Origin of the sequence: Vibrio sp. Isolate34, assembly GCF_022397915.1 — a bacterium.
Lineage (GTDB): Bacteria > Pseudomonadota > Gammaproteobacteria > Enterobacterales > Vibrionaceae > Vibrio.
The window spans coordinates 65,215-89,884 of record NZ_JAKEUO010000018.1; the positions used below are offsets into that span (position 1 = coordinate 65,215).

General features: G+C 45.4%; 41 protein-coding genes. 11 read left to right on the plus strand and 30 right to left on the minus strand.

Annotation, left to right across the window (positions count from 1 at the left end; all coding sequences use genetic code 11):
• Nucleotides 1-107: 107 nt before the first annotated feature.
• The 9 genes from L1D22_RS17595 to L1D22_RS17635 all read left to right on the plus strand — a co-directional run bounded on the left by L1D22_RS17595 (nucleotide 108) and on the right by L1D22_RS17635 (nucleotide 7,352).
• Entirely contained in the window at nucleotides 108-695 is a 588-nt protein-coding gene (locus tag L1D22_RS17595) for a DedA family protein (protein ID WP_239830706.1), read from the plus strand.
• Entirely contained in the window at nucleotides 692-1,825 is a 1,134-nt protein-coding gene (locus tag L1D22_RS17600; protein ID WP_239830707.1) for an ATP-grasp domain-containing protein, read from the plus strand. Before L1D22_RS17595 ends, L1D22_RS17600 begins: the two co-directional genes overlap by 4 nt.
• Nucleotides 1,826-1,844: 19 nt before the next feature.
• Entirely contained in the window at nucleotides 1,845-2,387 is a 543-nt protein-coding gene (locus L1D22_RS17605; RefSeq protein WP_239830708.1) for a hypothetical protein, read from the plus strand.
• A 2-nt stretch (nucleotides 2,388-2,389) separates the two neighbouring features.
• Nucleotides 2,390-3,139 (plus strand): NRDE family protein, encoded by a 750-nt coding sequence (locus tag L1D22_RS17610; RefSeq protein ID WP_239830709.1) that lies wholly within the window; start codon nucleotides 2,390-2,392, stop codon nucleotides 3,137-3,139.
• Nucleotides 3,140-3,151: 12 nt separating this feature from the next.
• Nucleotides 3,152-3,589: a YHS domain-containing (seleno)protein gene (locus tag L1D22_RS17615; RefSeq protein ID WP_102433638.1), complete on the plus strand. Its 438-nt coding sequence runs from the start codon at nucleotides 3,152-3,154 to the stop codon at nucleotides 3,587-3,589.
• 12 nt (nucleotides 3,590-3,601) lie between these two features.
• Entirely contained in the window at nucleotides 3,602-5,356 is a 1,755-nt protein-coding gene (locus tag L1D22_RS17620; protein WP_239830710.1) for a lysophospholipid acyltransferase family protein, read from the plus strand.
• 71 nt (nucleotides 5,357-5,427) lie between these two features.
• On the plus strand, nucleotides 5,428-5,994 hold the full coding sequence (locus tag L1D22_RS17625; RefSeq protein WP_239830711.1) for a Crp/Fnr family transcriptional regulator: 567 nt from the start codon (nucleotides 5,428-5,430) through the stop codon (nucleotides 5,992-5,994).
• 57 nt (nucleotides 5,995-6,051) lie between these two features.
• Nucleotides 6,052-6,504, plus strand: coding sequence for a GNAT family N-acetyltransferase (locus tag L1D22_RS17630; protein WP_239830712.1), 453 nt, complete (start codon nucleotides 6,052-6,054; stop codon nucleotides 6,502-6,504).
• Nucleotides 6,504-7,352 carry a DMT family transporter gene (locus L1D22_RS17635; protein WP_239830713.1) on the plus strand — a complete coding sequence of 283 codons (849 nt, stop codon included), beginning with the start codon at nucleotides 6,504-6,506 and terminating at the stop codon, nucleotides 7,350-7,352. Before L1D22_RS17630 ends, L1D22_RS17635 begins: the two co-directional genes overlap by 1 nt.
• A gap of 59 nt (nucleotides 7,353-7,411) precedes the next feature.
• On the opposite strand, the gene L1D22_RS17640 is transcribed toward L1D22_RS17635, so the two are convergent.
• Nucleotides 7,412-7,996, minus strand: coding sequence for a LysM-like peptidoglycan-binding domain-containing protein (locus L1D22_RS17640; RefSeq protein ID WP_239830714.1), 585 nt, complete (start codon nucleotides 7,994-7,996; stop codon nucleotides 7,412-7,414).
• Between the two features lie 213 nt (nucleotides 7,997-8,209).
• On the opposite strand from L1D22_RS17640, the gene L1D22_RS17645 reads away from it, so the two are divergent.
• Nucleotides 8,210-8,830 (plus strand): FKBP-type peptidyl-prolyl cis-trans isomerase, encoded by a 621-nt coding sequence (locus L1D22_RS17645; RefSeq protein WP_008220519.1) that lies wholly within the window; start codon nucleotides 8,210-8,212, stop codon nucleotides 8,828-8,830.
• A gap of 134 nt (nucleotides 8,831-8,964) precedes the next feature.
• On the plus strand, nucleotides 8,965-9,459 hold the full coding sequence (locus tag L1D22_RS17650) for a DUF2780 domain-containing protein (RefSeq protein ID WP_239830715.1): 495 nt from the start codon (nucleotides 8,965-8,967) through the stop codon (nucleotides 9,457-9,459).
• A 257-nt stretch (nucleotides 9,460-9,716) separates the two neighbouring features.
• On the opposite strand, the gene rplQ is transcribed toward L1D22_RS17650, so the two are convergent.
• The 29 genes from rplQ to L1D22_RS17795 form a co-directional block, all read right to left on the minus strand.
• Complete coding sequence (rplQ, locus tag L1D22_RS17655; protein ID WP_004729812.1) at nucleotides 9,717-10,097, minus strand: 50S ribosomal protein L17; 381 nt, start codon at nucleotides 10,095-10,097, stop codon at nucleotides 9,717-9,719.
• 24 nt (nucleotides 10,098-10,121) lie between these two features.
• Nucleotides 10,122-11,114 carry a DNA-directed RNA polymerase subunit alpha gene (gene rpoA / locus L1D22_RS17660; protein ID WP_004729813.1) on the minus strand — a complete coding sequence of 331 codons (993 nt, stop codon included), beginning with the start codon at nucleotides 11,112-11,114 and terminating at the stop codon, nucleotides 10,122-10,124.
• A gap of 22 nt (nucleotides 11,115-11,136) precedes the next feature.
• Nucleotides 11,137-11,757, minus strand: coding sequence for a 30S ribosomal protein S4 (gene rpsD, locus L1D22_RS17665; protein WP_004738777.1), 621 nt, complete (start codon nucleotides 11,755-11,757; stop codon nucleotides 11,137-11,139).
• Between the two features lie 31 nt (nucleotides 11,758-11,788).
• On the minus strand, nucleotides 11,789-12,178 hold the full coding sequence (gene rpsK / locus L1D22_RS17670; protein WP_004738778.1) for a 30S ribosomal protein S11: 390 nt from the start codon (nucleotides 12,176-12,178) through the stop codon (nucleotides 11,789-11,791).
• A 19-nt stretch (nucleotides 12,179-12,197) separates the two neighbouring features.
• Nucleotides 12,198-12,554, minus strand: a complete 357-nt coding sequence (rpsM, locus tag L1D22_RS17675) for a 30S ribosomal protein S13 (protein WP_004738779.1) — start codon at nucleotides 12,552-12,554, stop codon at nucleotides 12,198-12,200.
• Between the two features lie 148 nt (nucleotides 12,555-12,702).
• Nucleotides 12,703-12,816: a 50S ribosomal protein L36 gene (gene rpmJ, locus L1D22_RS17680; RefSeq protein WP_000868186.1), complete on the minus strand. Its 114-nt coding sequence runs from the start codon at nucleotides 12,814-12,816 to the stop codon at nucleotides 12,703-12,705.
• Nucleotides 12,817-12,857: 41 nt separating this feature from the next.
• The gene (secY, locus tag L1D22_RS17685; protein ID WP_004738781.1) at nucleotides 12,858-14,192 is read right to left on the minus strand and encodes a preprotein translocase subunit SecY; all 1,335 of its coding nucleotides are present in this window, start codon (nucleotides 14,190-14,192) and stop codon (nucleotides 12,858-12,860) included.
• A 20-nt stretch (nucleotides 14,193-14,212) separates the two neighbouring features.
• Complete coding sequence (gene rplO / locus L1D22_RS17690; RefSeq protein WP_004736758.1) at nucleotides 14,213-14,647, minus strand: 50S ribosomal protein L15; 435 nt, start codon at nucleotides 14,645-14,647, stop codon at nucleotides 14,213-14,215.
• A 5-nt stretch (nucleotides 14,648-14,652) separates the two neighbouring features.
• Entirely contained in the window at nucleotides 14,653-14,829 is a 177-nt protein-coding gene (rpmD, locus tag L1D22_RS17695; RefSeq protein ID WP_004736756.1) for a 50S ribosomal protein L30, read from the minus strand.
• A gap of 7 nt (nucleotides 14,830-14,836) precedes the next feature.
• Nucleotides 14,837-15,337, minus strand: coding sequence for a 30S ribosomal protein S5 (gene rpsE, locus L1D22_RS17700; RefSeq protein WP_017061307.1), 501 nt, complete (start codon nucleotides 15,335-15,337; stop codon nucleotides 14,837-14,839).
• Nucleotides 15,338-15,351: 14 nt separating this feature from the next.
• The gene (gene rplR, locus L1D22_RS17705; protein WP_004738784.1) at nucleotides 15,352-15,705 is read right to left on the minus strand and encodes a 50S ribosomal protein L18; all 354 of its coding nucleotides are present in this window, start codon (nucleotides 15,703-15,705) and stop codon (nucleotides 15,352-15,354) included.
• A gap of 9 nt (nucleotides 15,706-15,714) precedes the next feature.
• Nucleotides 15,715-16,248, minus strand: coding sequence for a 50S ribosomal protein L6 (rplF, locus tag L1D22_RS17710; protein WP_017629801.1), 534 nt, complete (start codon nucleotides 16,246-16,248; stop codon nucleotides 15,715-15,717).
• Nucleotides 16,249-16,261: 13 nt separating this feature from the next.
• Nucleotides 16,262-16,654: a 30S ribosomal protein S8 gene (gene rpsH, locus L1D22_RS17715; protein WP_017061309.1), complete on the minus strand. Its 393-nt coding sequence runs from the start codon at nucleotides 16,652-16,654 to the stop codon at nucleotides 16,262-16,264.
• A 29-nt stretch (nucleotides 16,655-16,683) separates the two neighbouring features.
• Nucleotides 16,684-16,989 (minus strand): 30S ribosomal protein S14, encoded by a 306-nt coding sequence (gene rpsN, locus L1D22_RS17720; protein WP_004738789.1) that lies wholly within the window; start codon nucleotides 16,987-16,989, stop codon nucleotides 16,684-16,686.
• A gap of 16 nt (nucleotides 16,990-17,005) precedes the next feature.
• Complete coding sequence (gene rplE, locus L1D22_RS17725) at nucleotides 17,006-17,545, minus strand: 50S ribosomal protein L5 (protein WP_004738790.1); 540 nt, start codon at nucleotides 17,543-17,545, stop codon at nucleotides 17,006-17,008.
• Nucleotides 17,546-17,569: 24 nt separating this feature from the next.
• Nucleotides 17,570-17,887, minus strand: a complete 318-nt coding sequence (rplX, locus tag L1D22_RS17730) for a 50S ribosomal protein L24 (protein WP_004738792.1) — start codon at nucleotides 17,885-17,887, stop codon at nucleotides 17,570-17,572.
• Between the two features lie 11 nt (nucleotides 17,888-17,898).
• Nucleotides 17,899-18,270, minus strand: a complete 372-nt coding sequence (gene rplN, locus L1D22_RS17735) for a 50S ribosomal protein L14 (protein ID WP_004736740.1) — start codon at nucleotides 18,268-18,270, stop codon at nucleotides 17,899-17,901.
• A gap of 162 nt (nucleotides 18,271-18,432) precedes the next feature.
• Complete coding sequence (rpsQ, locus tag L1D22_RS17740; protein ID WP_004736739.1) at nucleotides 18,433-18,687, minus strand: 30S ribosomal protein S17; 255 nt, start codon at nucleotides 18,685-18,687, stop codon at nucleotides 18,433-18,435.
• Nucleotides 18,687-18,878: a 50S ribosomal protein L29 gene (gene rpmC / locus L1D22_RS17745; protein WP_004736737.1), complete on the minus strand. Its 192-nt coding sequence runs from the start codon at nucleotides 18,876-18,878 to the stop codon at nucleotides 18,687-18,689. The genes rpsQ and rpmC overlap by 1 nt, the downstream gene beginning before the upstream one ends.
• Entirely contained in the window at nucleotides 18,878-19,288 is a 411-nt protein-coding gene (gene rplP / locus L1D22_RS17750) for a 50S ribosomal protein L16 (RefSeq protein WP_004736736.1), read from the minus strand. Before rplP ends, rpmC begins: the two co-directional genes overlap by 1 nt.
• An 11-nt stretch (nucleotides 19,289-19,299) precedes the next feature.
• Nucleotides 19,300-19,998 carry a 30S ribosomal protein S3 gene (gene rpsC, locus L1D22_RS17755; RefSeq protein ID WP_004736734.1) on the minus strand — a complete coding sequence of 233 codons (699 nt, stop codon included), beginning with the start codon at nucleotides 19,996-19,998 and terminating at the stop codon, nucleotides 19,300-19,302.
• Nucleotides 19,999-20,016: 18 nt separating this feature from the next.
• On the minus strand, nucleotides 20,017-20,349 hold the full coding sequence (gene rplV, locus L1D22_RS17760; protein ID WP_004736732.1) for a 50S ribosomal protein L22: 333 nt from the start codon (nucleotides 20,347-20,349) through the stop codon (nucleotides 20,017-20,019).
• Between the two features lie 10 nt (nucleotides 20,350-20,359).
• On the minus strand, nucleotides 20,360-20,638 hold the full coding sequence (gene rpsS, locus L1D22_RS17765) for a 30S ribosomal protein S19 (protein WP_004736729.1): 279 nt from the start codon (nucleotides 20,636-20,638) through the stop codon (nucleotides 20,360-20,362).
• A gap of 19 nt (nucleotides 20,639-20,657) precedes the next feature.
• Nucleotides 20,658-21,482: a 50S ribosomal protein L2 gene (gene rplB, locus L1D22_RS17770; RefSeq protein WP_017629802.1), complete on the minus strand. Its 825-nt coding sequence runs from the start codon at nucleotides 21,480-21,482 to the stop codon at nucleotides 20,658-20,660.
• 14 nt (nucleotides 21,483-21,496) lie between these two features.
• Nucleotides 21,497-21,799, minus strand: coding sequence for a 50S ribosomal protein L23 (gene rplW / locus L1D22_RS17775; RefSeq protein WP_004736765.1), 303 nt, complete (start codon nucleotides 21,797-21,799; stop codon nucleotides 21,497-21,499).
• Nucleotides 21,796-22,398 carry a 50S ribosomal protein L4 gene (gene rplD, locus L1D22_RS17780; protein ID WP_004738803.1) on the minus strand — a complete coding sequence of 201 codons (603 nt, stop codon included), beginning with the start codon at nucleotides 22,396-22,398 and terminating at the stop codon, nucleotides 21,796-21,798. Before rplD ends, rplW begins: the two co-directional genes overlap by 4 nt.
• 16 nt (nucleotides 22,399-22,414) lie before the next feature.
• The gene (gene rplC / locus L1D22_RS17785; RefSeq protein WP_004736763.1) at nucleotides 22,415-23,044 is read right to left on the minus strand and encodes a 50S ribosomal protein L3; all 630 of its coding nucleotides are present in this window, start codon (nucleotides 23,042-23,044) and stop codon (nucleotides 22,415-22,417) included.
• A gap of 14 nt (nucleotides 23,045-23,058) precedes the next feature.
• Entirely contained in the window at nucleotides 23,059-23,370 is a 312-nt protein-coding gene (gene rpsJ / locus L1D22_RS17790; protein ID WP_004736761.1) for a 30S ribosomal protein S10, read from the minus strand.
• A 446-nt stretch (nucleotides 23,371-23,816) separates the two neighbouring features.
• The coding region (locus tag L1D22_RS17795) for an elongation factor Tu (RefSeq protein WP_239830716.1) at nucleotides 23,817-24,670 on the minus strand (854 nt) is incomplete at its 5' end.

Genomic DNA, 24,670 nt, shown 5'->3' on the forward strand with positions numbered 1-24,670 from the left:
GCAGCAATTCGCTGTAAGTTTTTCTGAGCTCCTCCTGTCTATTTAATTTACTACACTCAATGAATGGCCGATAAGCCATTCATCTATAGGATAGATAAGGACATTTGATGGGCACCGTCGAGAACATTCAAGCATGGTTAAATTCAGGGGAGGAGTCGCTGCTATGGCTGATGCTTGGCATTATCGCGCTTTCTTACCTGCTTGAAGATCTGGCCATTGTTACGGCCGCAGGTTTAGCGACCCAAGGGCTCATACTTCCCCAATATGCATTACTTGCGATTTTCATCGGTATTGCCACCGGTGACTTAGGCCTTTATTACCTTGGGAAATCAGGACGTTATTGCCGAGGCATTCGTTACAAAGCCCTCACCAACCGATACTTTCGAGCGCTTCGCACCAAATTACGTCAAAACGCATTCAGCAGTCTTTTTGTCATCCGCTTTATACCGGGGCTTCGTACCGTTGGTTTTACCTTAAGTGGGTTTTTCGCCATAGCACTGCCTACTTTCTTGTTTGCCGTCATTAGCGCGACAGCGATCTGGACTGGCGTTGTCTTCTCTACCATCTACTATTTAGGGACATCAGCGTGGCTGCAAGCCTCTGAATATCAATGGATCGTCATCCCGTGTGCCATCGCTTTGCTGTTTATCGGCAATCGATTAATGAATAAAACCTACTCTAGAGGATTATCATGAGTTCACCGCAAGATATTCACATCATTCCAGCACATCGAATTAATGCGGGCATGCCCCTGCTTGAAAAAGATACCGTGCGCAGTGTCTCTCCTTACGAGTTTCTTCCGGCGTGGTTCTTCTACACTCCAGTCGTGATTCAAAGCCTGATGCAAGGGTTACGGCACTTTGATTGGGCGCTGCCGCTGATCGCCAACCCGAGCATTAAACTCAGTGGCATGGTCGGCGAATCGAAACACGAGATACTGAGCCTTGCCGGATCGTCGAGCAAGCGTTGGATCTCTCCATTTATCACCTTAACCAAAACCGATCTTAGCAGTAAGAAACAAGCTGAAGATGCGCGCAGTGCACTCATCCAGTCGGATCTTGATTTTCCTATTGTGGCGAAACCGGATCTTGGCTGCCGAGGTGTTGGGGTAAAGCTGATCAACAACCAAGATCAACTTGAACAATATATTGAATCCTTCCCAAATCATGCTCGCTTTCTTCTGCAAGAAAAGGCGCCTTATCAAGCCGAAGCTGGCGTTTTCTATGTTCGTTACCCGAATAGTAAACAAGGCGAGATCATCTCGATCACCCTCAAATATTCGCCAATGGTGACGGGGGATGGTACCTCGACCCTAAAACAGTTAATCGAGAACAGCCCGCGTGCTGGGCAGCTCAGCCATCTCTATATCCCTAGGCATGAAGATAAGCTGGATCAAGTGCTCGCTGAGGGCGAAGAGTTCCAACTTGCGTTCGCTGGTAGCCATAGCCGTGGCTGTATCTTCCGAGATGGCAATCAATACATCACTCAAGCTTTAACCGAACGCTTAGATGAGATATTTGACGACTTCGATGGCTTTCACTTTGGTCGACTCGACGTCAAATTCAAAGACATGCACAGCCTAATGAGAGGTGAGGATTTCACTATCCTTGAGGTCAATGGTGCAAGCAGTGAAGCTGGGCATATCTGGGATCGCAACACACCGCTGCGAGAGATATTTTCCACGCTACTTCTTCAATACCGCATTCTTTTTGATATTGGCGCTCAACAGAAACAGAGAGGCCACCAACCTCCTTCGTTTAAGAGCCTATTTAACGCGTGGCAAGAAGAGCGACGTCTTGTTCAACAATATCCGACCACCGATTAACTTTGTACGAGGATCATGAATGAATCCGATAGCCCAACCGAGCGCCCTCACGTCTTTCTCTCCTAGTATCAAGGGAGCGGTAGAGATATTGAATCAGGGTTTAGAGTTTCTATTAGCGATTTCTGACAGCGACTACCTGACACGAGCGAAGCCGCACGTCACAAGCTCTATTGGTGAACATACTCGCCACACGCTCGATCTTTTTCATGCGCTGATTTTAAAAGAGAACGCGACCGTTGATTACAACACTCGCCGTCGTGGTCACCCTGTCGAATACGACCGCTCTATTGCAGTGAAAGAGATCCACTATGTGATCAACTGGCTTGAGCGGCTAGAGCGCAACGATCTCGAAGCGCCTATCATGATCCAAACCGAGGTTTCGATGGATGCTCAGGTGTTTGCAAGCCTACCTTCTACGCTAGAAAGAGAAGTGACTTTTGCGGCGCTGCATGCCAATCATCATTACGCGATGATCAAGGTGATCACCACCTTCCTAGACATTGAAACCTGTAACACCTTTGGTTATGCCCCAACCACCAGTAGCTATCTGAGGGAGCAATAATCATGTGTTCAGTATCTTGGCTACTTGAAGAAAACGGCTATCAGGTCTTTTTTAATCGTGATGAACAAAAGACCCGAGCATTGGCGATGCCACCGAAGCAATATCGAGTCAACGGTGTCGATATCATCATGCCACTTGACCCAACAGGCGGTGGTAGCTGGATAAGCATCAACGAATTCGGGCTTTCGCTATGCTTACTCAATAACTATCAAGGCATCGTTCCCGTCAGTCCTTTGGTTAGCCGTGGTTTGTTACTTAAGAACCTATCCTCGAGTCGTAATATCAGTCAGCTCTCTGAGGCATTTCATAAGCTCGACCTGTACTCTTTTGCCCCATTTACCTTGTTGGCTTTTGCACCGAACCTAACTCAACACAATGGTTTAGTTATTGCCTACCTGTGGGACGGCATTCAACAGCAAATAGTGGAGACCGACTCACCACTGTTCTCATCCGGTGTTGATCTAGAGCGAGTGCAAGCCTACCGACAAGCCAAATACGATCAACTAATGGCAACAGGCAAGAGTCAACAGAACTTACTGAAGTTTCATTCTCACCATCACAGTGAACAGCCCCATTTAGCAACCTGTATGCATCGTGAAGACGCGCACACAGTCAGCTTTACCCATTTACGTAATCTGCACGGTCAAGCCTCTATGTTTTATGCAGCCGGCTCACCTTGCGAACCAATAAACCCATGCCAGATAAATCAGCAGCGCTTTACCTTCGATTTGTCACCCGCAATCAATCTATAGATGGAGTCCATCATGAGAAAACTAATCACCATGGTCATGCTACTTGTTAGCCCGTACGTATTTGCTGCCGATGAAATCTATACCGGCTTCTTTAGCAGTAAGGCACTCGATGGTTACGATACCGTGGCTTACTTCACTTCTGGAAAGCCAGTTGAAGGGAGCAAGAAATTCAGCACTGAGTACAAAGGCGCGGACTGGTATTTCTCTTCTGAAAAGAATCTGACTTTATTTGTTAATAATCCTGAAAAATATGCCCCTCAATATGGTGGTTATTGCGCATGGGCCGTTTCTGCCAAAAACGACTTCGCACCAGGTGATCCGCAGTATTGGACCATAGTTGATGACAAACTTTATCTTAACTACGACCAAGAGATTCAAGCCACTTGGGAGCAAGACCGTGCACAGCATATTCAACAAGCCGATAAAGCTTGGCCGCAGCTGATTAAATAAGGTAGCTTCATTATGATTGATAGTCCTTTTCGTTTACCACGTTACACGCCTTTTGGTTTAGGTGAGTCTGTTGTCGAGTGGGCAACTGGGCTATCTAAGCTAGACCGACTCTATCAAGATCGACAAAGCGAGTTGTCCAGCTTTGAATTTATGAACTACACCCTATCGGCGCTCAATATCGACTACTCGGTGGCATCGGGAAGCACGGAAAACATCCCGGAAGAAGGGCCTGTCGTGATTGTGGCGAACCACCCACTCGGCGCCATTGAAGGTGTGATCCTTGCTGATCTCGTAGGATCGGGAAGAAAGGATGTGAAGGTATTGGCAAATGAATTACTCAAGCGACTGCCTGAACTGGATGATCTTTTTATCGGAGTCGATGTCTTTAATAGTAAAGAGTCGAAACGCACCAATGCCAAAGCCATTCGTGATGCCAATCGTCACCTAGCCGATGGCGGGCTGTTGATCGTGTTCCCTGCAGGGGAAGTATCAAGTTACCGCAAGGGAGCTAAAACACTGACGGATATCGAATGGAGCAAATCGGTCGCGAAGTTCGTTAAACGTCATCAAGCCACTACGGTTCCTATCTTTATCAATGGCAAAAACAGTGAGCTTTTCTATCAAGCGGGTCGTGTGCATCCACTGCTTAGAACCGCTCTACTCGGGCGTGAACTTCTTAATAAACAAGCGACAACTATCTCTATCTCGATTGGCTCATCGATTCCGTATTCAGAGATAAAATCGTTTGAAAAAGAGATGGATATCGTCAACTACCTACGACTTAATACCTACCTAATGAGTCAACAAGATAGTCCGAATACACCAATCCACGCGCCCTCTTTCGATACTCAAGTGATAGCGCCAATATCACCCGAAGTATTGGCAATAGAGATAAGCTCACTCCCTGAAGAGATGAAACTGCTCGAACAAGGGGACTTTGAGGTCTACTGCACGCCAAGCCAATCTATTCCCAACTTAATGCGCGAGATTGGTCGAGTCAGAGAAGAAAGTTTCCGCGAAGTTGGAGAAGGCAGTGGGCTTGCCTGTGATTTGGACGAGTATGACCTTTACTACAATCAACTGTTTGTATGGAACAAAACTAAGGCAGAATTGGTTGGCGCTTATCGATTGGGTATGGTCGACAAGTTAATCGCAGAGCACGGGTTGGACCAACTCTATTCCCGCAGTCTCTTTAACTATAACCAAGAGTTTATCGATACGTTAGACAGCAGCATTGAACTTGGCCGTTCCGTCGTGAGTAAACCTTATCAAAAGAGCCTTAACTCACTGTTACTGCTTTGGAAAGGTATTGCGACCTTTGTCTCTCGTCACCCTAAATACACCCACCTATTTGGCCCGGTCAGCATCAGTAATGATTACAGTCACAATGCGCGCCTGTTGATCGCAACCACCTTATCAATTCACCACTACGATGAGGAAAAGGCCAATCTGGTTTCCCCTTCTTCACCGCTTAATACCAGTAGTCATGTGTTCTGGCAGAATCATCTATTGTCGTCACTGGCGAGTGTGCCCCTACTTTCTAAAGTGTTAGCTCGTATGGAACAAGGAAAAGGCCTACCGGTATTATTGCGCCAGTATCTTGGGATGAACGGTAAGTTAGTATGCTTTAACGTCGACCCATCATTTAATGATGCGTTAGATGGTTTGATTGTCGTGAACCTTAAGAAGGTGCCACTGAAAACCTTAGGCAAATACATGGGTAGAGAACTCGCTCAAGACTACCTAGAGCAACACGCTCGACGCTGATTTCGCCCGAACTGTACCTACACTCAAATAAGTGCGATGATTTCGGCACTTATTTGGGTTAGGTTATTTTCATGCACACTTCTTTTATCGAACAACTGCAAAGCTTCGACTTCTCTGAAAGTCAGATTGAATCGCTAGTCGCTGTCGCCAAGCCACTTGAACTACCAACCAGACACATCCTTATTAACCAAGGTGAGATGGCAGGCTCAATCTACTTCGTACTTGAAGGCTTGTGCCATGCTTGCTACCTCACTGATGAGGGTAAGCAATACAGCAAAGAGTTCTATTGGGAACAAGATTGGATCATCGGCTTTGAGAGTCTGATAAAAAACCAAGCTTCCCCATATCTGCTTGAAACACTAACACCCATCACAATGTTAGAACTGCCAATGAATGCAGTCATCGAGTGGCGTGCATCGAATAACCCTTTGTATTTAAAGCTGCTAGAAACACAATTGATGCACAAGGAAAACAAAGAGCGTTTCATGCTGCTCTATACCCCTGAGCAACGTTACCAGCTTTTCTGCGAACACTATCCAGACCTTGAACAACGCCTTAACGACAATCAAATTGCCGCCTACTTAGGAATAACAGCAATAAGCTTGAGCAGAATTAAAGGTCGAATTAACAATAGTTAATGCCAACAATCATCGCGCATAGTACATTCAGAGCATCGATAACCTCTGGATGTAAACATGATCACTTGGCGCTCAATTCCTTTCTCTGAACTTTCAACATATCAGCTTTATCAACTACTTAAGTTACGAGTAGATGTATTTGTGGTTGAGCAAACTTGCCCTTATCCAGAGCTTGACGGTAAAGACACACTCGCAGGTGTTGAACACCTGCTTGGCTATGTGGGTGACGAGTTAATAGCGTGCGCACGCTTATTGCCACCAGGTACATCTTACGACAACACAAGCATTGGCCGAGTAGCAACCAAGCAATCAGCGAGAGGTGGCGGTTTAGGGCATCAATTGATAAAAGAGGCATTAACTCGTTGTGAAGAGCTTTGGCCAAACGCGACCATAGACATCGGTGCACAGCAGCACCTAGAAAGCTTCTATGGTAGCCACGGCTTCAAGACAATCTCAGACATGTACCTCGAAGATGACATTCCTCATATAGACATGAGATTAGAAAAATAATGACGAATATCACTGCCGGTATTCTATTGTTGGTTGCAGGTAACTTGTTTGCCTCGCTCTCTGACGTAGCAGTGAAGTTATTGAATGGAGAAGTACCGCCGCTTCAGTACATTTTTTTCCGACAGTTGATATCTCTGTTGCTCATTACACCTTTGTGGCTGCAGCAAAGCAAAGAGCAACGCCGCTTACAACAAGCTAAAGTCACTTTCATCCGCGGTCAGCTGATCTTAATAGGTAGTGGATGCATGGTCGTCGCCATCACGCATTTGTCTTTGGCAACCGCCAACGCAGTATTTTATGTCGCGCCTTTACTGATGTTGCCACTCTCTATGTTTCTACTCAAAGAGCAACCGGCACTCGGCAAGGTTATCGCCACGACCATAGGTTTTGTTGGTGCATTAATTGTCTTGAGGCCATCTCAATTTCATTGGGCAGCACTGTTCGCTTTGGGTACAGCACTTACCCTCGCGTTGTTTAATGTGCTAGTAAGAAAACTTCCTAGTGAGCAGACCGTCGTCACGACGCTGTGGTGGACAACCTTATTCTCTATTCCTGCATCACTGTTATTGTGCTTCTTATACTGGCAACCCATTTCTATAGAACACCTAGGATACATAGCCCTAAGTGCTACACTCATATTGAGCTACAACGGTCTTGCTGTTGCTGCCTACCAAAAAGCACATTCTAGCCAAATTGCCTTGGCTGAGTATTCAGGATTAGTGTTTGTCGCACTAATAGGCGCAATATGGTTTGATGAGATTCCAGATACATTAACCTTTATCGGAATTATGCTTATCATCTTGCCACTGGCCCCTTTTAAGCGATCAAAAAAAAGAGCTAATGTTTAGCTCTTTCTTGTCTTCTACCTGTGCCTAGTAAAGTACTTTAACTCAGATTCTTTATTCTTTTACTTACTGCGACCAAAACCGCCATCTGATAAGCGGAAGAACATCACCGAAGTGTCACCTTTCTCTAGCTGAAGAATGTCTAACTGCCCAGTTTCAGCAAGTTTAAAACGAACTAGTTGGCCTTTTCGGATCTGGCTTAGTGGCTTGTCAGCACCTTCAATACGTACTAACGCATTCAAGTCAGACAAGGGTAGATCGTTGTTTCGGAAAACCTGCGCTAGCGTATCGCCTTGCTTAACGAGGTACTCTTGCCAATTATTGTTGCTCGGTTCAGATGAACTGGTCTTGGTGTTTTGCTGCTCGCTTAAGCCAACAGTGTTTATTTCAAGCTCAACGCGCGATGTTGTTGGAGTCACATCTACTTTTGGTTCTGGTAGCGGCACAAAAAGTAATATTAGTACGATCGGCGAAATCACCATCAACAGTCTTTGGTGTAATTTCGGTAATGAACCCCAAGTTTGTACTGTCGAGGCTTTCATTTTCTTTACATCGATCGAACTCAATTTCTCTTTGACCTGATTCAGTCGATCCTTGAATTCTGCTAAGTGGTCAACTTTCTGTTTTTTCTTTTGACGACGATTCATACCACTGCGTCCTATACATTGAATAACTACAGTATAAAAACCAAAGTACCAACAGTATAGATCTTTCCGTCACAACAAGGCTCAAAGGGAGAAAATTGACATCCCTGTGATTTGGACGCGGTAAAGCACAAGTGATCAGGGACTAGCCGTTTCTTCACGCTGCTAATACTGGTATTCTTACCCTTTTCGTACTGACAAAAAGAGTGACTTTTCATGTCTGAAGTAAAATTTGAAACTGTAGAGCAAAAAGCTAGCTACGGTATCGGTCTACAAATGGGCCAACAACTTGCTGGTTCTGGTCTTGAAGGCCTAAACGTTGACGCAATCGCTGCTGGTATCGCAACAGCTCTAGTTGGTGACATGCCAGCTATCGAAGTTGACGAAATCAACAACGCACTACAAGAGCTACACACTCGCGGTGAAGCTGCACGTCAAGAACTAGCTAAAGCTGCTGCTGCTGACGGCGAAGCTTTCCTAGCTGACAACGCTCTTCGTTCAGAAGTAACAGTTCTTGAGTCTGGTCTTCAGTACGAAGTGCTAACTGAAGGTACTGGCGAGATCCCAACTGCAGACAAGCAAGTACGTGTTCACTACCACGGTGAACTAACTGACGGTACTGTTTTCGACAGCTCTGTATCTCGCGGCCAACCAGCTGAATTCCCAGTAACTGGCGTAATTCAAGGTTGGGTACAAGCTCTACAAATGATGCCTGTTGGCTCTAAGTGGAAGCTATACATCCCTCAAGATCTAGCATACGGTGAGCGTGGCGCAGGTGCTGCAATCCCACCATTTGCTGCTCTAGTATTTGAAGTTGAACTTCTAGCTATTCTTTAATTTTTATAAAAACCTTTAGTAAAACAAAATACTATAGGCAAATAAAATTAAAATAATGCAACGGCGATGTGACTACATCGCCGTTTTTCGTTTATAGTGAAAGAGTAAATTACTTTATTACTTAAGGACGAATAATGAAGAAAGTACTCATCACAGTATTAAGCAGCCTTGCTGTTGTCTCTTGCGCTAGTACTAGCGACTCTGAACAAACCAGTTCATCATCAGATACCAACTATTCCCAACTATCACAAACTGCACTAATGGCAGCGGTGAATATGTGGTCTCAACAAAATGAAACAACACCTCTTGCTGATACTGTTGCCGACCAAGCGTCTGTCACTACCGATCAAGCTATTGGCGGTATTGGTTCAATGTTAGCGCTTGCACAAAACTCACTTGGCTCTACCGACAACAAAGAACTCGCTACGCTGATTCCTGGCATGTCGAGCCTTGAGTCTACTGGTCTATCATCGCTACTGAGTTCACAAGGTGCTGTTGAAAGTGCATTTTCTGGACTAGGTATGGACCCATCAATGGTTACGACATTTGCACCAATCATTCTTCAGGCATTGCAGTCACAAGGTGCAACGAGTGGCCTGATGGACTCACTTGCGGCTATATGGCAATAACCGTTAGTTCTTAATAGCGAGCTTTAATATTTGATAAGGGCACTTCGGTGCTCTTTTTTGTGCCCACAAGAAAAGTGTACAAGGGTTGAGATAAGAGATAAGAGATAAGAGATAAGAGATATTTTTGAAAAACGGAGCAGAGAAGAGTAGCAAAAAATGCCAAACATCGTGGTGCAATTTTATCCTGTTGTCAGATTCGACAGATACAAAAAAGCCGAGCTAATGCTCGGCTTTTTGTATTAAGAATCTAGTATAGATTACTCAGCAGCTTCTTCAGCAGCTGGGCGGTCTACAAGCTCAATGTAAGCCATTGGAGCTTTATCACCAGTACGGAAACCACATTTAAGAATGCGAGTGTAACCACCTTGGCGAGCCGCAAAACGCGGGCCTAGTTCATTAAATAGTTTTGCTACAACTTCGTTATCACGAGTGCGAGCAAATGCAAGACGACGGTTAGCAACACTGTCTGTCTTAGCTAGGGTAATCAATGGCTCAATTACGCGACGTAGTTCTTTTGCTTTTGGCACGGTAGTTTTGATAACTTCGTGACGAACAAGAGAGCTAGCCATGTTGCTGAACATCGCTTTGCGATGACTGCTGTTGCGGTTGAGTTGACGACCACTTTTACGATGGCGCATGACCTAATCCTTCTAACTTTTCGATTAATCTTCAGCGATTGACGCTGGTGGCCAGTTTTCTAGACGCATGCCTAGAGAAAGACCACGTGAAGCAAGCACATCTTTAATCTCTGTAAGAGATTTCTTACCAAGGTTTGGCGTTTTAAGTAGCTCAACCTCAGTGCGCTGTACAAGATCACCGATGTAGTGAATCGCTTCTGCTTTCAAACAGTTAGCAGAGCGAACTGTTAGTTCAAGATCGTCTACAGGACGTAGTAGGATAGGATCGAATTCTGGCTTCTCTTCCTTCTCCTCAGGTACACGTACATCACGAAGATCTACGAACGCATCCAGTTGTTCAGCTAGAATAGTAGCTGCACGACGGATTGCTTCCTCAGGTTCTAGAGTACCGTTCGTTTCCATATCGATAACAAGCTTGTCTAAATCAGTACGTTGTTCTACACGTGCCGCTTCTACAGCGTAAGCGATTTTATCAACCGGGCTGTAAGTAGCGTCAACTAGTAGACGACCGATTGGACGCTCATCTTCTTCAGTATGGATACGAGCTGAAGCTGGAACGTAACCACGACCACGTTCTACTTTGATACGCATAGCGATCTCAGCGTTGTCATCCGTTAGGTGACAAATTACGTGCTCAGGGTTAGCGATCTCTACATCACCATCGTGGGTGATGTCACCTGCAACAACAGGGCCTGAGCCTGATTTGTTCAGTGTAATAAACACTTCATCTTTGCCTTCAGCAACGCGTACAGCCAAACCTTTAAGGTTTAGAAGGATTTCCAGGATATCTTCCTGAACGCCTTCTTTAGTGCTGTATTCGTGTAGCACACCTTCAATTTCAACTTCTGTTACGGCACAACCCGGCATAGAAGATAGAAGAATGCGGCGAAGAGCATTACCTAGAGTGTGGCCGAAACCGCGCTCTAATGGCTCAAGAGTTACTTTCGCGTGTGTCGTATTGATCTGTTCAATGTCAACAAGACGCGGCTTAAGAAATTCTGTTACAGAACCCTGCATTGTGTCCTCTCTTTTTTTAACCTTACTTAGAGTAAAGTTCGACGATCAAGTGTTCATTGATGTCAGCTGATAGGTCAGAACGCTCAGGCATACGCTTGAATGTACCTTCCATTTTGCCAGCATCTACTTCAATCCAAGTTGGCTTTTCACGTTGTTCAGCAACTTCTAGAGCCGCTTTAATACGAGATTGCTGTTTAGCTTTCTCGCGGATAGAAACAACGTCGTTTGCCGCTACTTTGAAAGAAGGAACGTTTACAACTTTACCGTTAACTAGGATAGACTTGTGGCTAACTAGTTGACGAGATTCAGCACGAGTAGCGCCAAAGCCCATACGGTAAACTACGTTATCAAGACGACCTTCAAGAAGCTGAAGCAGGTTTGCACCCGTGTTGCCTTTAAGACGTGCAGCTTCTTTGTAGTAGTTGCGGAATTGTTTTTCTAGAACGCCGTAGATACGACGAACTTTTTGCTTCTCACGAAGCTGAACGCCATACTCAGATAGACGACCGCGACGAGCGCCGTGTACACCTGGTGCGTTATCAATTTTACACTTGGTATCGATCGCACGGACACCAGACTTAAGGAATAAGTCAGTACCTTCGCGACGGCTAAGCTTCAGCTTAGGACCCAAATATCTTGCCATGATCTTTCTCCAATATTCCTAGAAACGAAACTTAAACGCGACGTTTCTTAGGTGGACGACAACCGTTATGAGGGATTGGTGTCGCATCAACAATGTTAGTGATACGGAAACCAGCAGCGTTCAGTGCGCGAACAGTAGATTCACGACCTGGACCTGGACCCTTAACCATAACTTCCAAGTTCTTTAGGCCATATTCTTTAGCCATTTCACCACAACGCTCAGCTGCAACTTGTGCTGCGAACGGAGTAGATTTACGAGAACCACGGAAACCTGAACCACCTGCTGTAGCCCATGCAAGAGCGTTGCCTTGACGGTCAGTGATAGTTACGATTGTGTTGTTGAAAGAAGCATGAATGTGCGCTACGCCATCAGCTACTTGCTTGCGTACGCGCTTACGCGCGCGAGTTGGTTGTTTTGCCATTGTACTCTACCTTATCCGACTATTTCTTGATCGGCTTGCGCGGACCCTTACGGGTGCGAGCGTTGGTTTTAGTACGCTGTCCACGTAGTGGTAGACTGCGACGATGACGAAGACCGCGGTAACAGCCAAGGTCCATAAGACGCTTGATGTTCATCGATACTTCACGACGTAGATCACCTTCTACAGTGTACTTAGCTACACCATCACGCAGTTGATCGATCTGCTCTTCAGTTAGTTCACTGATCTTAGCATCTTCAGCAATACCCACTTCAGCTAGAATAGCTTGAGAGCGAGTTTTACCGATACCGTAGATTGCAGTAAGTGCAATTACAGAATGCTTATGATCAGGAATGTTAATGCCGGCTATACGGGCCATTATTCACTCCTAAGGGGTTCATAAAAGAATTATCCACAGCAAAGCCCGTTATGGATACGCTGCGGCATACTACTTCTTTTGCACGCAAAAGGTAGGCCGAGGAATATACTCGACTCTACCTTGTATTTCAAGTAAAAATTTCTGCTAATTAGCCTTGGCGTTGCTTATGCTTTGGCTCACTGCAAATCACGCGAACGACACCGTTACGCTTGATAACTTTACAGTTACGGCAGATTTTTTTAACGGAAGCACGAACTTTCATTGCTAAACTCCGTAAATGGAATCGAAATTGCTACCACCGAATTAACGGCCGTAACCTTTCAGATTCGCTTTCTTTAACACAGAATCATACTGTTGTGACATCAGATGAGTCTGTACCTGTGCCATGAAATCCATGATAACTACCACTACGATTAGTAGTGATGTGCCGCCGAAGTAGAAACGAACGTTCCACGCGACCATCATGAACTCAGGAATCAGACATATAAAAGTAATGTATAGAGCGCCCGCAAGGGTTAGTCTAGTCATCACTTTATCGATATATTTCGCTGTCTGCTCACCTGGGCGGATACCGGGTACGAATGCACCAGACTTCTTCAAGTTATCAGCTGTTTCACGTGGGTTAAACACCAACGCTGTATAGAAGAAACAGAAGAAGATTATAGCTGCTGCATAAAGCATTACATACAGAGGCTGACCTGGGCTAAGAGCTAATGACACGTCAGTTAACCAACCGAACGCGCTGCTTTCACCATTTTGACCAAACCACTGTGCTAATGTTCCTGGGAACAAAATAATACTTGATGCGAAAATCGCTGGAATAACACCTGCCATATTAATCTTAAGAGGCAAGTGAGAGCTTTGTGCTGCAAAAACCTTACGACCTTGTTGACGTTTCGCATAGTTAACGACGATACGACGTTGACCACGTTCCATGAAAACTACGAAGTAGATAACAGCAAAAGACAATACAGCAATCAACAGCAGAAGAAGCACATGCAATTCACCTTGACGCGCTTGCTCGATTGTTTGACCGATTGCAGAAGGCAATCCAGCAACAATACCTGCAAAAATCAGAATGGAAATACCATTACCGATTCCTCGCTCAGTGATTTGTTCACCTAACCACATTAAGAACATGGTACCAGTTACTAAACTCACGGTAGCAATAAGCGTAAACATGGTTTGGTTGATAACAACCAGATTGTCGACCATGTTTGGTAAGCCTGTTGCGATACCAATAGCTTGGAATGTTGCAAGTACAAGCGTGCCGTAGCGTGTATATTGGCTTATCTTACGACGGCCTGCTTCACCCTCTTTCTTGAGTTCCGCTAACGCTGGATGAACTACAGTTAACAATTGGACTACGATCGATGCCGAAATGTACGGCATGATACCCAATGCTAATATAGATGCACGCTCAAGAGCACCACCGGAGAACATGTTAAACATTTCAACGATGGTACCTTTTTGCTGATCGAACAAATCGGCAAGTACAGCTGCGTCAATACCAGGGATCGGCACAAAAGAGCCGGCTCGGAATACTAAAAGTGCACCAATTACGAATAATAAGCGCGACTTTAGTTCACTTAAGCCGCTCTGAGCACTACGAAAATCTTGTCCTGGTTTCTTAGCCATCTGTACCTCGTTCCTCGAGATTATTCCTCGATTTTACCGCCTGCAGCTTCGATTGCAGCTTTAGCGCCTTTAGTCACGCGTAGACCTTTAACAGTCACAGCTTTGCTTAGGTCACCAGAAAGAACGATCTTAACGAATTCGATGTTCTTAGTGATAACGTTAGCAGCTTTAAGGCTGTTAAGATCAACTACGTCACCTGTTACTTTCGCTAGCTCAGCTAGACGAACTTCAGCAGACACTAGGCTCTTACGAGAAGTGAAACCGAATTTAGGTAGACGTTGTTTTAGAGGCATTTGACCGCCTTCAAAACCTGGACGAACAGAGCCGCCAGAACGTGACTTTTGACCTTTGTGACCGCGGCCACCTGTTTTACCAAGGCCAGAACCGATACCACGACCTACACGCTTCTTAGAAGGTTTAGAGCCAGCAGCCGGTGATAGAGTATTCAAACGCATTCTGATTACTCCTCAATCTTAACCATGTAGTAAACCTTGTTGATCATACCGCGTACGCACGGAGTATCTTCAAGTTCTACTGTATGGTTGATGCGACGAAGACCTAGACCTTTAAGACACGCTTTGTGCTTAGGTAGGCGACCAATTGAGCTTTTAGTTTGAGTTACTTTAATAGTTGCCATCGTGTGCTTACTCCGAAATAGATTCAACAGTTAGACCACGTTTAGCAGCAACCATTTCTGGTGACTTAACGTCTACTAGAGCACCAATCGTTGCACGAACGATGTTGATCGGGTTCGTTGAACCGTATGCTTTAGAAAGTACGTTATGTACGCCCGCAACTTCAAGTACAGCACGCATTGCACCACCGGCAATAACACCTGTACCTTCTGCAGCTGGCTGCATGTAAACTTTAGAGCCCGAATGACGACCTTTCACCGGGTGGTGAAGAGTGCCTTCGTTTAGCGATACTGTAACCATGTTACGGCGCGCTTTTTCCATTGCTTTTTGAATCGCAGCAGGTACTTCACGAGCTTTGCCGTAACCGAAACCTACGCGACCGTTACCGTCACCAACTACTGTTAGTGCAGTAAAGCTCATGATTCGACCACCTTTAACCGTCTTAGATACACGGTTAACAGCGATCAGCTTTTCTTGCAAATCATTAGCTTGTTGTTGTTCTTTAGCCATCTTCCAACCCTACCTTAGAATTTCAGACCAGCTTCGCGAGCAGATTCTGCTAGCGCCGCTACTCGACCGTGGTATTGGAAACCAGAACGATCAAATGCAACTGAAGCTACGCCTTTTTCAAGAGCGCGCTCAGCAACAGCTTTACCAACTGCTTTAGCTGCATCAACGTTACCAGTGTTCTTAACTTGCTCACGGATCGCTTTTTCTACAGTAGAAGCAGCTGCGATAACCTCAGAGCCGTTTGCCGCGATAACTTGTGCGTAAACATGGCGAGGAGTACGGTGTACTACCAGGCGAGTTGCACCAAGTTCTGCAATCTTACGACGTGCACGTGTAGCACGACGGATGCGAGATGCTTTCTTATCCATAGTGATACCTTACTTCTTCTTAGCTTCTTTAGTACGCACATTTTCATCTGCGTAACGAACACCTTTACCTTTGTAAGGCTCAGGAGCACGGTAAGAACGAATGTCAGCCGCAACTTGACCTACTACTTGCTTATCGCAACCAGTAATGATGATCTCAGTTTGGCTAGGGCACTCAGCTTTAATACCTTCAGGTAGAGCGTGCTCTACTGGGTGAGAAAAGCCAAGAGTTAGAGCTACAGAGTTGCCTTTCATAGCAGCACGGTAACCAACACCCTTAAGAGTTAGCTTCTTAGTGAAGCCCTCAGTAACACCCACAACCATGTTATTAACTAGAGCGCGAGCTGTACCAGCTTGTGCCCATGCGTTAGTAACGCCTTCTTTCGGACCGAAAGTTAGCTTGGTTTCTTCCTGTGCAATAACTACGGCGCTGTTAAGAACGCGAGTAAGCTCACCTTTGCTACCTTTTACAGTAACTTCTTGGCCGTTTAGTTTCACCTCTACGCCAGCTGGAATAGCGACAGGTGCTTTAGCAACACGAGACATAATCTACTCCTTATTAAGCTACGTAACAGATGATTTCACCGCCAAGACCTGCTTTACGAGCAGCACGGTCAGACATCAGACCCTTGGAAGTAGAAACAACTGCAATACCAAGACCACCCATCACTGTAGGTAAAGAGTCTTTATTTTTATAAACTCTTAGACCAGGACGTGATACGCGCTTGATTTGCTCGATTACAGGTTTAGCTTGGAAGTACTTAAGAGTAACTTCTAGCTCAGGTTTTGCTTCGCTGTTTACAGCGAAGTCTACGATGTAACCTTCAGCTTTAAGTAATGCAGCAATTGCAACTTTAAGCTTTGAAGAAGGCATTTTTACAGCAACTTTGTTTGCTGCCTGACCGTTACGAACGCGGGTCAGCATATCCGAAATCGGATCTTGCATGCTCATAAGATTTACTCCAAATGATTAAGTGGCAATTACCAGCTAGCCTTACGAAGACCCGGAATCTCGCCTTTCATGCAAGCTTCACGAACCTTAATGCGGCTTAGACCGAATTTACGTAGGTAACCGTGTGGACGACCAGTTTGGTTGCAACGGTTGCGCTGACGTGATGCACTTGAATCACGTGGAAGAGATTGCAGTTTAAGAACCGCATTCCAACGATCTTCTTCAGATGCGTTTACATCGCTAATGATAACTTTTAGCGCAGAACGCTTTTCAGCGAACTTAGCTACTAGTTTTGCACGTTTAGCTTCACGTGCTTTCATTGATTGTTTAGCCATAACAGTAACCCTACCCTTACTTACGGAATGGGAAGTTAAAGGCAGCCAGCAGAGCTCGGCCTTCCTCATCGGAACCCGCAGAAGTCGTGATAGTGATATCAAGACCGCGGACACGATCGACTTTATCGTAGTCGATTTCCGGAAAGATGATTTGCTCGCGAACGCCCATGCTGTAGTTACCGCGACCGTCAAAAGACTTAGCGCTAACACCACGGAAATCACGTACACGTGGAAGTGCGATAGAGATTAAACGCTCTAAAAATTCCCACATGCGCTCACCACGCAAGGTTACTTTACAACCAATTGGGTAGCCTTCACGAATTTTGAAACCAGCTACAGATTTACGCGCTTTAGTAATAAGTGGCTTTTGACCAGAGATCGTTGCCATATCAGCTGCTGCGTTTTCTAGCAGTTTCTTATCGTTGATTGCTTCACCAACGCCCATGTTTAGGGTGATTTTCTCAATCCTAGGGACTTGCATGACGCTTGTGTAGCTGAACTCTTTGGTAAGCTCAGCGACTACAGACGACTTGTAGTAATCATGCAGTTTCGCCATAGTAGAACTCCAAATTACTTCTAATTAGTTAGAAACAGTTTCGCCGTTAGATTTGAAGAAACGAACTTTCTTGCCATCTTCGATACGGAAACCGATACGGTCTGCTTTACCAGTAGCCGCGTTAAAAACTGCAACGTTAGAAGCGTCAATTGCTGCTTCTTGTTCAACGATGCCACCTTGTTGACCTAGAGCCGGAACCGGCTTTTGGTGTTTCTTAACAAGGTTGATGCCTTCAACGATAACTTTACCAGTTGTCAGAACCTTAGTTACTTTACCTTTCTTGCCTTTATCTTTACCAGCAAGAATGATTACTTCGTCATTACGACGGATTTTAGCTGCCATGTTGCCGCTCCTTACAGAACTTCAGGTGCTAGTGATACAATCTTCATGAATTTCGCGTTACGAAGTTCACGAGTCACAGGACCAAAGATACGTGTGCCGACTGGTTGCTCAGTAGTGTCGTTTAACAATACACAAGCATTACTGTCGAAGCGAATGACAGAACCGTCTGGGCGACGAACGCCTTTACGGGTGCGCACTACTACCGCCTTCAGAACATCACCTTTCTTTACTTTACCGCGAGGAATCGCTTCCTTCACTGTAACCTTGATGACGTCACCGATATGTGCATAACGGCGGTGAGAGCCACCCAGAACCTTAATACACATTACCTTGCGCGCGCCAGAGTTATCTGCTGCGTCAAGTGTACTTTGCATCTGGATCATTGTTAGTGCTCCGCTAAATATTAAAACTAGACCCTCTCGGGTCGGGCTGCCTCTTTAAAAGGGACGCGAATTGTACCACCCTTTTTTTAAATTGGGTAGACAAAAAACAAGCGGCTCCAAAAAATAATTTGGAGCCGCTTATAAGTTATAGAATTACAAAGATTAAATCTTCGCTTTTTCTAGAACTTTAACCAATGTCCAAGACTTAGTCTTAGACAGAGGACGACACTCAGCGATTTCAACTTTGTCGCCTAGGCCACAAGTGTTGTCTTCGTCGTGTGCGTGTACTTTAGTCGTGCGTTTGATGAACTTACCGTAAATTGGGTGTTTTACAGTGCGTTCAATAGCAACAACGATAGACTTGTCCATCTTGTCGCTTACTACACGGCCTTGCTGGATGCGGTTAGTTTCGCTCATTATGCGCCTGCCTTTTCAGTCAAAACAGTTTTCACACGTGCGATGTCACGGCGTACAGCTTTTAGAGTATGAGTTTGCTGAAGTTGACCAGTTGCAGCTTGCATGCGCAAGTTGAACTGTTCACGTAGCAAATTCAATAGCTCAGCGTTAAGCTCTTCAACGTTCTTTTCGCGTAGATCTTGTGCTTTCATCACATCACCTGCTTAGTTACAAAAGTAGTTTTAACAGGCAGTTTACGTGCCGCTAGGCGGAACGCTTCACGTGCCAACTCTTCAGGTACGCCATTCATCTCGTACATAACTTTGCCTGGTTGGATTTGAGCAACCCAGTACGCAACTGAACCTTTACCTTTACCTTGACGAACTTCAAGAGGCTTTTCAGTAATTGGCTTGTCTGGGAATACACGAATCCAGATTTGACCTTGACGCTTAATGTGACGTGTCATAGCACGACGTGCCGCTTCGATTTGACGTGCAGTCAGACGACCACGGCCAACAGCTTTAAGACCGAATTCGCCGAAGCTTACTTCAGTACCTTTAGCTAGACCACGGTTACGACCAGTCATAACCTTGCGGAACTTAGTACGTTTTGGTTGTAGCATCGTTCGACTCCTTACTTACGGCCTTTACGCTGCTTCTTAGGCTTATCGCCTTTAGGCTCTACTGCGTTAGCAGCTGGCATACCGCCTAGAATCTCACCTTTGAAGATCCAAACTTTAATGCCGATCACACCGTATTGAGTGTGAGCCGAAGAAGTTGCGTAATCAATGTCTGCACGTAGAGTGTGTAGAGGCACACGGCCTTCACGGTACCACTCAGAACGTGCGATTTCAGCACCGCCAAGACGGCCGCCTACTTGTACTTTGATGCCTTTAGCGCCTAGACGCATAGCATTTTGTACCGCACGCTTCATTGCACGACGGAACATAACACGACGCTCTAGTTGAGACGCGATGCTATCAGCTACAAGCTGACCATCTAGCTCAGGCTTACGTACTTCAGCGATGTTAATTTGCGCTGGTACACCTGCGATTTTAGCTACAGCTGCGCGTAGCTTCTCTACGTCTTCACCTTTCTTACCGATAACAACGCCAGGACGAGCAGTGTGAATAGTCACACGGATGCTCTTAGCTGGACGCTCGATAACGATACGAGATAATGATGCTTTTTGTAGTTCCTTGGTAAGGAACTGACGTACCTTGAAGTCGCCGTCTAGGTTGTCAGCGAATTCGTTGGTATTAGCAAACCATGTAGCATTCCAAGGCTTAACGATGCCAAGACGAATACCATTAGGATGTACTTTCTGACCCATTGCTTACTCTCCTAGTCTTTAGCGATCTGCTACAACAATAGTGATGTGGCTTGAACGCTTCAAGATACGATCCGCACGACCTTTAGCACGAGGCATAATACGCTTCATGATAGGGCCCTCATCTACGAAGATTTTAGCGACATTTAGATCGTCGATATCTGCACCTTCGTTATGTTCCGCGTTAGCGATAGCTGACTCAAGAACCTTCTTAACCAATACAGCAGCTTTTTTGTTGCTGAAAGTTAGAATTTCTAGAGCTTGGTCTACCGACTTACCGCGAATTTGGTCTGCAACTAAGCGAGCTTTCTGTGGAGAAATACGAGCAAAGTTATGTTTAGCTAAAGCTTCCATCATCTACTCCTTATTTCTTCTTAGCTTTCTTATCTGCAGCATGACCGCGATAAGTACGAGTTGGTGCAAATTCGCCCAGTTTGTGACCGATCATTTCTTCGGTAACGAAAACTGGAACGTGCTGACGACCATTATGGACAGCGATGGTCAAACCAATCATTGTTGGGATGATCATTGAGCGACGGGACCAAGTCTTAATAGGCTTTTTGTCTCCGCTTTCCACCGCTTTCTCTACCTTCTTCAGCAAGTGTAGGTCAATAAAAGGACCTTTCTTGAGAGAACGTGGCATGGCGATTCCTCTTTATAAATTATTTAGTGCGACGACGTACGATGTACTTGTCAGTGCGCTTGTTCTTACGAGTCTTGAAGCCCTTAGTAGGAACGCCCCAAGGAGAAACTGGGTGACGACCACCAGATGTGCGGCCTTCACCACCACCATGTGGGTGATCCACCGGGTTCATTACTACACCACGTACGGTTGGACGTACGCCGCGCCAGCGTGAAGCACCAGCTTTACCAAGTTCACGTAGCATATGCTCAGAGTTACCAACTTCACCGATCGTTGCACGACCTTCAGAAAGTACTTTGCGCATCTCACCAGAACGTAGACGGATAGTTACGTATGCACCATCGCGAGCGATGATTTGAGCATAAGCACCAGCCGAACGAGCTAGTTGAGCACCTTTACCAGGCTTAAGTTCAACACAGTGTACAGTAGAACCTACTGGGATGTTGCGCATCGGCAGAGTGTTACCTGCTTTGATTGGCGCATCTACACCAGATTGAATCTGGTCACCTGCGTTAACACCTTTAGGTGCAATGATGTAACGACGCTCACCGTCTGCGTACAGAACTAGAGCGATGTTAGCACTACGGTTTGGATCGTATTCTAGACGCTCAACTTTCGCTGGGATGCCATCTTTAGTACGTTTGAAGTCAATCAGACGGTAATGGTGCTTGTGACCACCACCGATGTGACGTACTGTAATACGACCGTTGTTGTTACGACCACCGTTCTTAGAGTTTTTCTCTAGAAGTGGTGCGTATGGCTTACCCTTGTGCAGGTCAGCGTTAACAACTTTAACGACGTGACGACGACCAGGGGAAGTCGGCTTACATTTAACAATAGCCATTTTTACTACTCCTGTTATTCCGCGCCGCCAACGAAGTCAAGATCTTGACCTTCTTTCAAAGTAACGTAGGCTTTCTTAACGTCTGAACGACGGCCTTCACGCATACCTTGACGTTTGGTCTTACCCTTTAATACAAGAGTATTTACAGACTTAACTTCAACTTCAAATAGCTTTTCTACAGCTGCTTTGATCTCTTTCTTAGTTGCATCTTTAGCTACTTTGAAAACGATAGTGTTCGCTTTCTCAGCTGCCATAGTTGCTTTTTCAGAGATGTGCGGAGCACGTAGAACTTTTAAGATACGCTCTTCAGTGATCATGCTAGCATCTCCTCAACTTGCTTAACTGCGTCAGCAGTCATTAGAACCTTGTCGAAAGCGATTAGTGATACTGGATCAACACCAGCAACATCACGTGCGTCTACTTTGTATAGGTTACGAGCAGCTAAGAATAGATTTTCATCTACTTCGCCAGTCACAATCAGAACGTCGCTTAGCTCAAGCTCTTTAAGCTTAGCTACAAGTTCTTTTGTTTTTGGTGCTTCTACAGAGAAGTTATCAACAACGATTAAACGCTCTTGACGAACTAGCTCAGAAAGAATGCTCTTCATAGCACCGCGGTACATTTTTTTGTTTACTTTTTGGCTGTGATCTTGTGGTTTCGCAGCAAAAGTAACACCACCTGTACGCCAGATTGGGCTACGAATTGTACCAGCACGTGCGCGGCCAGTACCTTTTTGACGCCATGGCTTAGCGCCACCGCCAGATACTTCAGAACGAGTCTTTTGAGCACGAGTACCTTGACGAGCACCTGCTGCATATGCAACAACTACTTGGTGTACAAGAGCTTCGTTGAAGTCACGTCCGAAAGTAGTCTCGGAAACAGTTAGTGCATCAGCACCTTTAACCATCAATTCCATTACTTACTCCTAGACGTTATGCTTTAACAGCAGGTTTTACGATCACGTTTCCGCCTGTTGAGCCCGGTACTGCACCTTTAATAAGGAGTAGATTGCGCTCAGCGTCAACACGTACGATCTCTAGGTTTTGAGTCGTTACACGCTCAGCACCCATGTGACCTGCCATTTTCTTGCCTTTAAACACGCGGCCTGGAGTTTGACATTGGCCAATTGAACCCGGTGCGCGGTGAGACAAAGAGTTACCGTGAGTCATATCTTGAGTAGAGAAGTTCCAACGCTTGATAGCGCCTTGGAAGCCTTTACCTTTAGATGTACCAGTAACGTCTACTTTTTTAATTTCGTTGAAAAGTTCTACGTTTAGCTCAGCGCCAACTTCAAACTCTTCGCCGTTTTCTAAACGGAATTCCCAAAGACCGCGACCTGCTTCTACACCCGCTTTCGCGAAGTGACCAGCTTCAGGTTTAGTTACACGGTTAGCTTTCTTAGCACCAGTAGTTACTTGGATTGCTGCGTAGCCGTCTGTCTCAAGAGTTTTAACTTGAGAAATACGGTTCGCTTCAACCTCAACAACAGTTACTGGGATAGAAACGCCTTCTTCAGTAAATACGCGGGTCATACCCACTTTACGTCCGACTAGACCAATCATTATTCTTATCTCCCTTAACCTAGGCTGATTTGAACATCAACGCCAGCTGCAAGATCAAGACGCATTAGAGCATCAACAGTTTTATCTGTTGGCTCAACGATGTCGATCAAACGCTTGTGAGTACGAATTTCGTACTGGTCACGTGCATCTTTGTTGACGTGTGGAGAGGTAAGAACAGTGAAACGCTCTTTACGAGTAGGTAGTGGAATAGGACCACGAACCTGTGCGCCAGTACGTTTTGCTGTTTCAACGATTTCCGCAGTTGAAGCATCGATTAGCTTGTAATCAAACGCTTTAAGGCGGATACGAATACGTTGGTTCTGCATGAGACAGAGCTCCAATTATTAAAAATTACACAAACAATATCGCCACTCAAGCTCGATAAAACGAGAGAATGCCGATTGATTTATGTGAAACCGTAGCATCCAAAATTAGGACGCATTGTCAGTTAACTTTTGAAGCAAACAAGAAGTTCACTATTTTTATTAACCGCGAACATAAGCTGAGTATACATTACTAGGTAAGACCTACTCCTCAGTGCTCATTGGTTCACAACCAGCGTTAGCCAGTGCGATGCATTATACAGATCACACTTTAGTATGCAAGTAGTGTTGGAAAAATAATCGGCATTTATTGGAGATTGGTTTTGTATCGAGAGGGAAGAAGATAGATGGAAGGTAATATTTCTTTCGAGAAAACAAAAGGGAAGCCGAAGCTCCCCTTTTCAGATGCGTGCTCTTCTAATGAAGAGAGTGCAAAAATCTAAATGCTATTAAGCGAAGATTTTAGCTACAACACCAGCACCAACTGTACGGCCACCTTCGCGGATTGCGAAACGTAGACCTTCGTCCATTGCGATTGGAGCGATTAGCTCAACAGTCATTTGAACGTTGTCACCTGGCATTACCATTTCTACGCCTTCTGGTAGAGTGATGTCGCCTGTTACGTCAGTTGTACGGAAGTAGAACTGTGGACGGTAACCTTTGAAGAAAGGAGTGTGACGGCCGCCTTCGTCTTTAGAAAGTACGTATACTTCAGACTCAAACTTAGTGTGTGGGTTGATAGAACCTTTCGCAGAAAGTACTTGACCACGTTCAACGTCATCACGCTTAGTACCACGTAGAAGTGCACCAACGTTCTCACCTGCACGACCTTCGTCAAGCAGTTTACGGAACATTTCAACACCAGTACAAGTAGTAAGAGTAGTCTCTTTGATACCAACGATTTCTACTTCGTCACCTACACGTAGGATACCGCGCTCGATACGACCAGTTACAACAGTACCACGACCTTGAATTGAGAATACGTCTTCAATTGGTAGTAGGAACGGTTGGTCTACTGCACGCTCTGGCTCAGGGATGTAAGAATCTAGTGCTTCTGCAAGCTCAACGATCTTGTCTTCCCACTGCTTCTCGCCGTTTAGTGCGCCAAGTGCAGAACCTTGGATAACTGGTAGGTCATCACCTGGGAAGTCGTACTCAGAAAGAAGTTCACGAACTTCCATTTCTACTAGCTCAAGTAGCTCTTCGTCATCAACCATGTCACATTTGTTCATGAATACGATGATGTAAGGGATACCAACTTGACGACCAAGTAGGATGTGCTCACGAGTTTGAGGCATAGGGC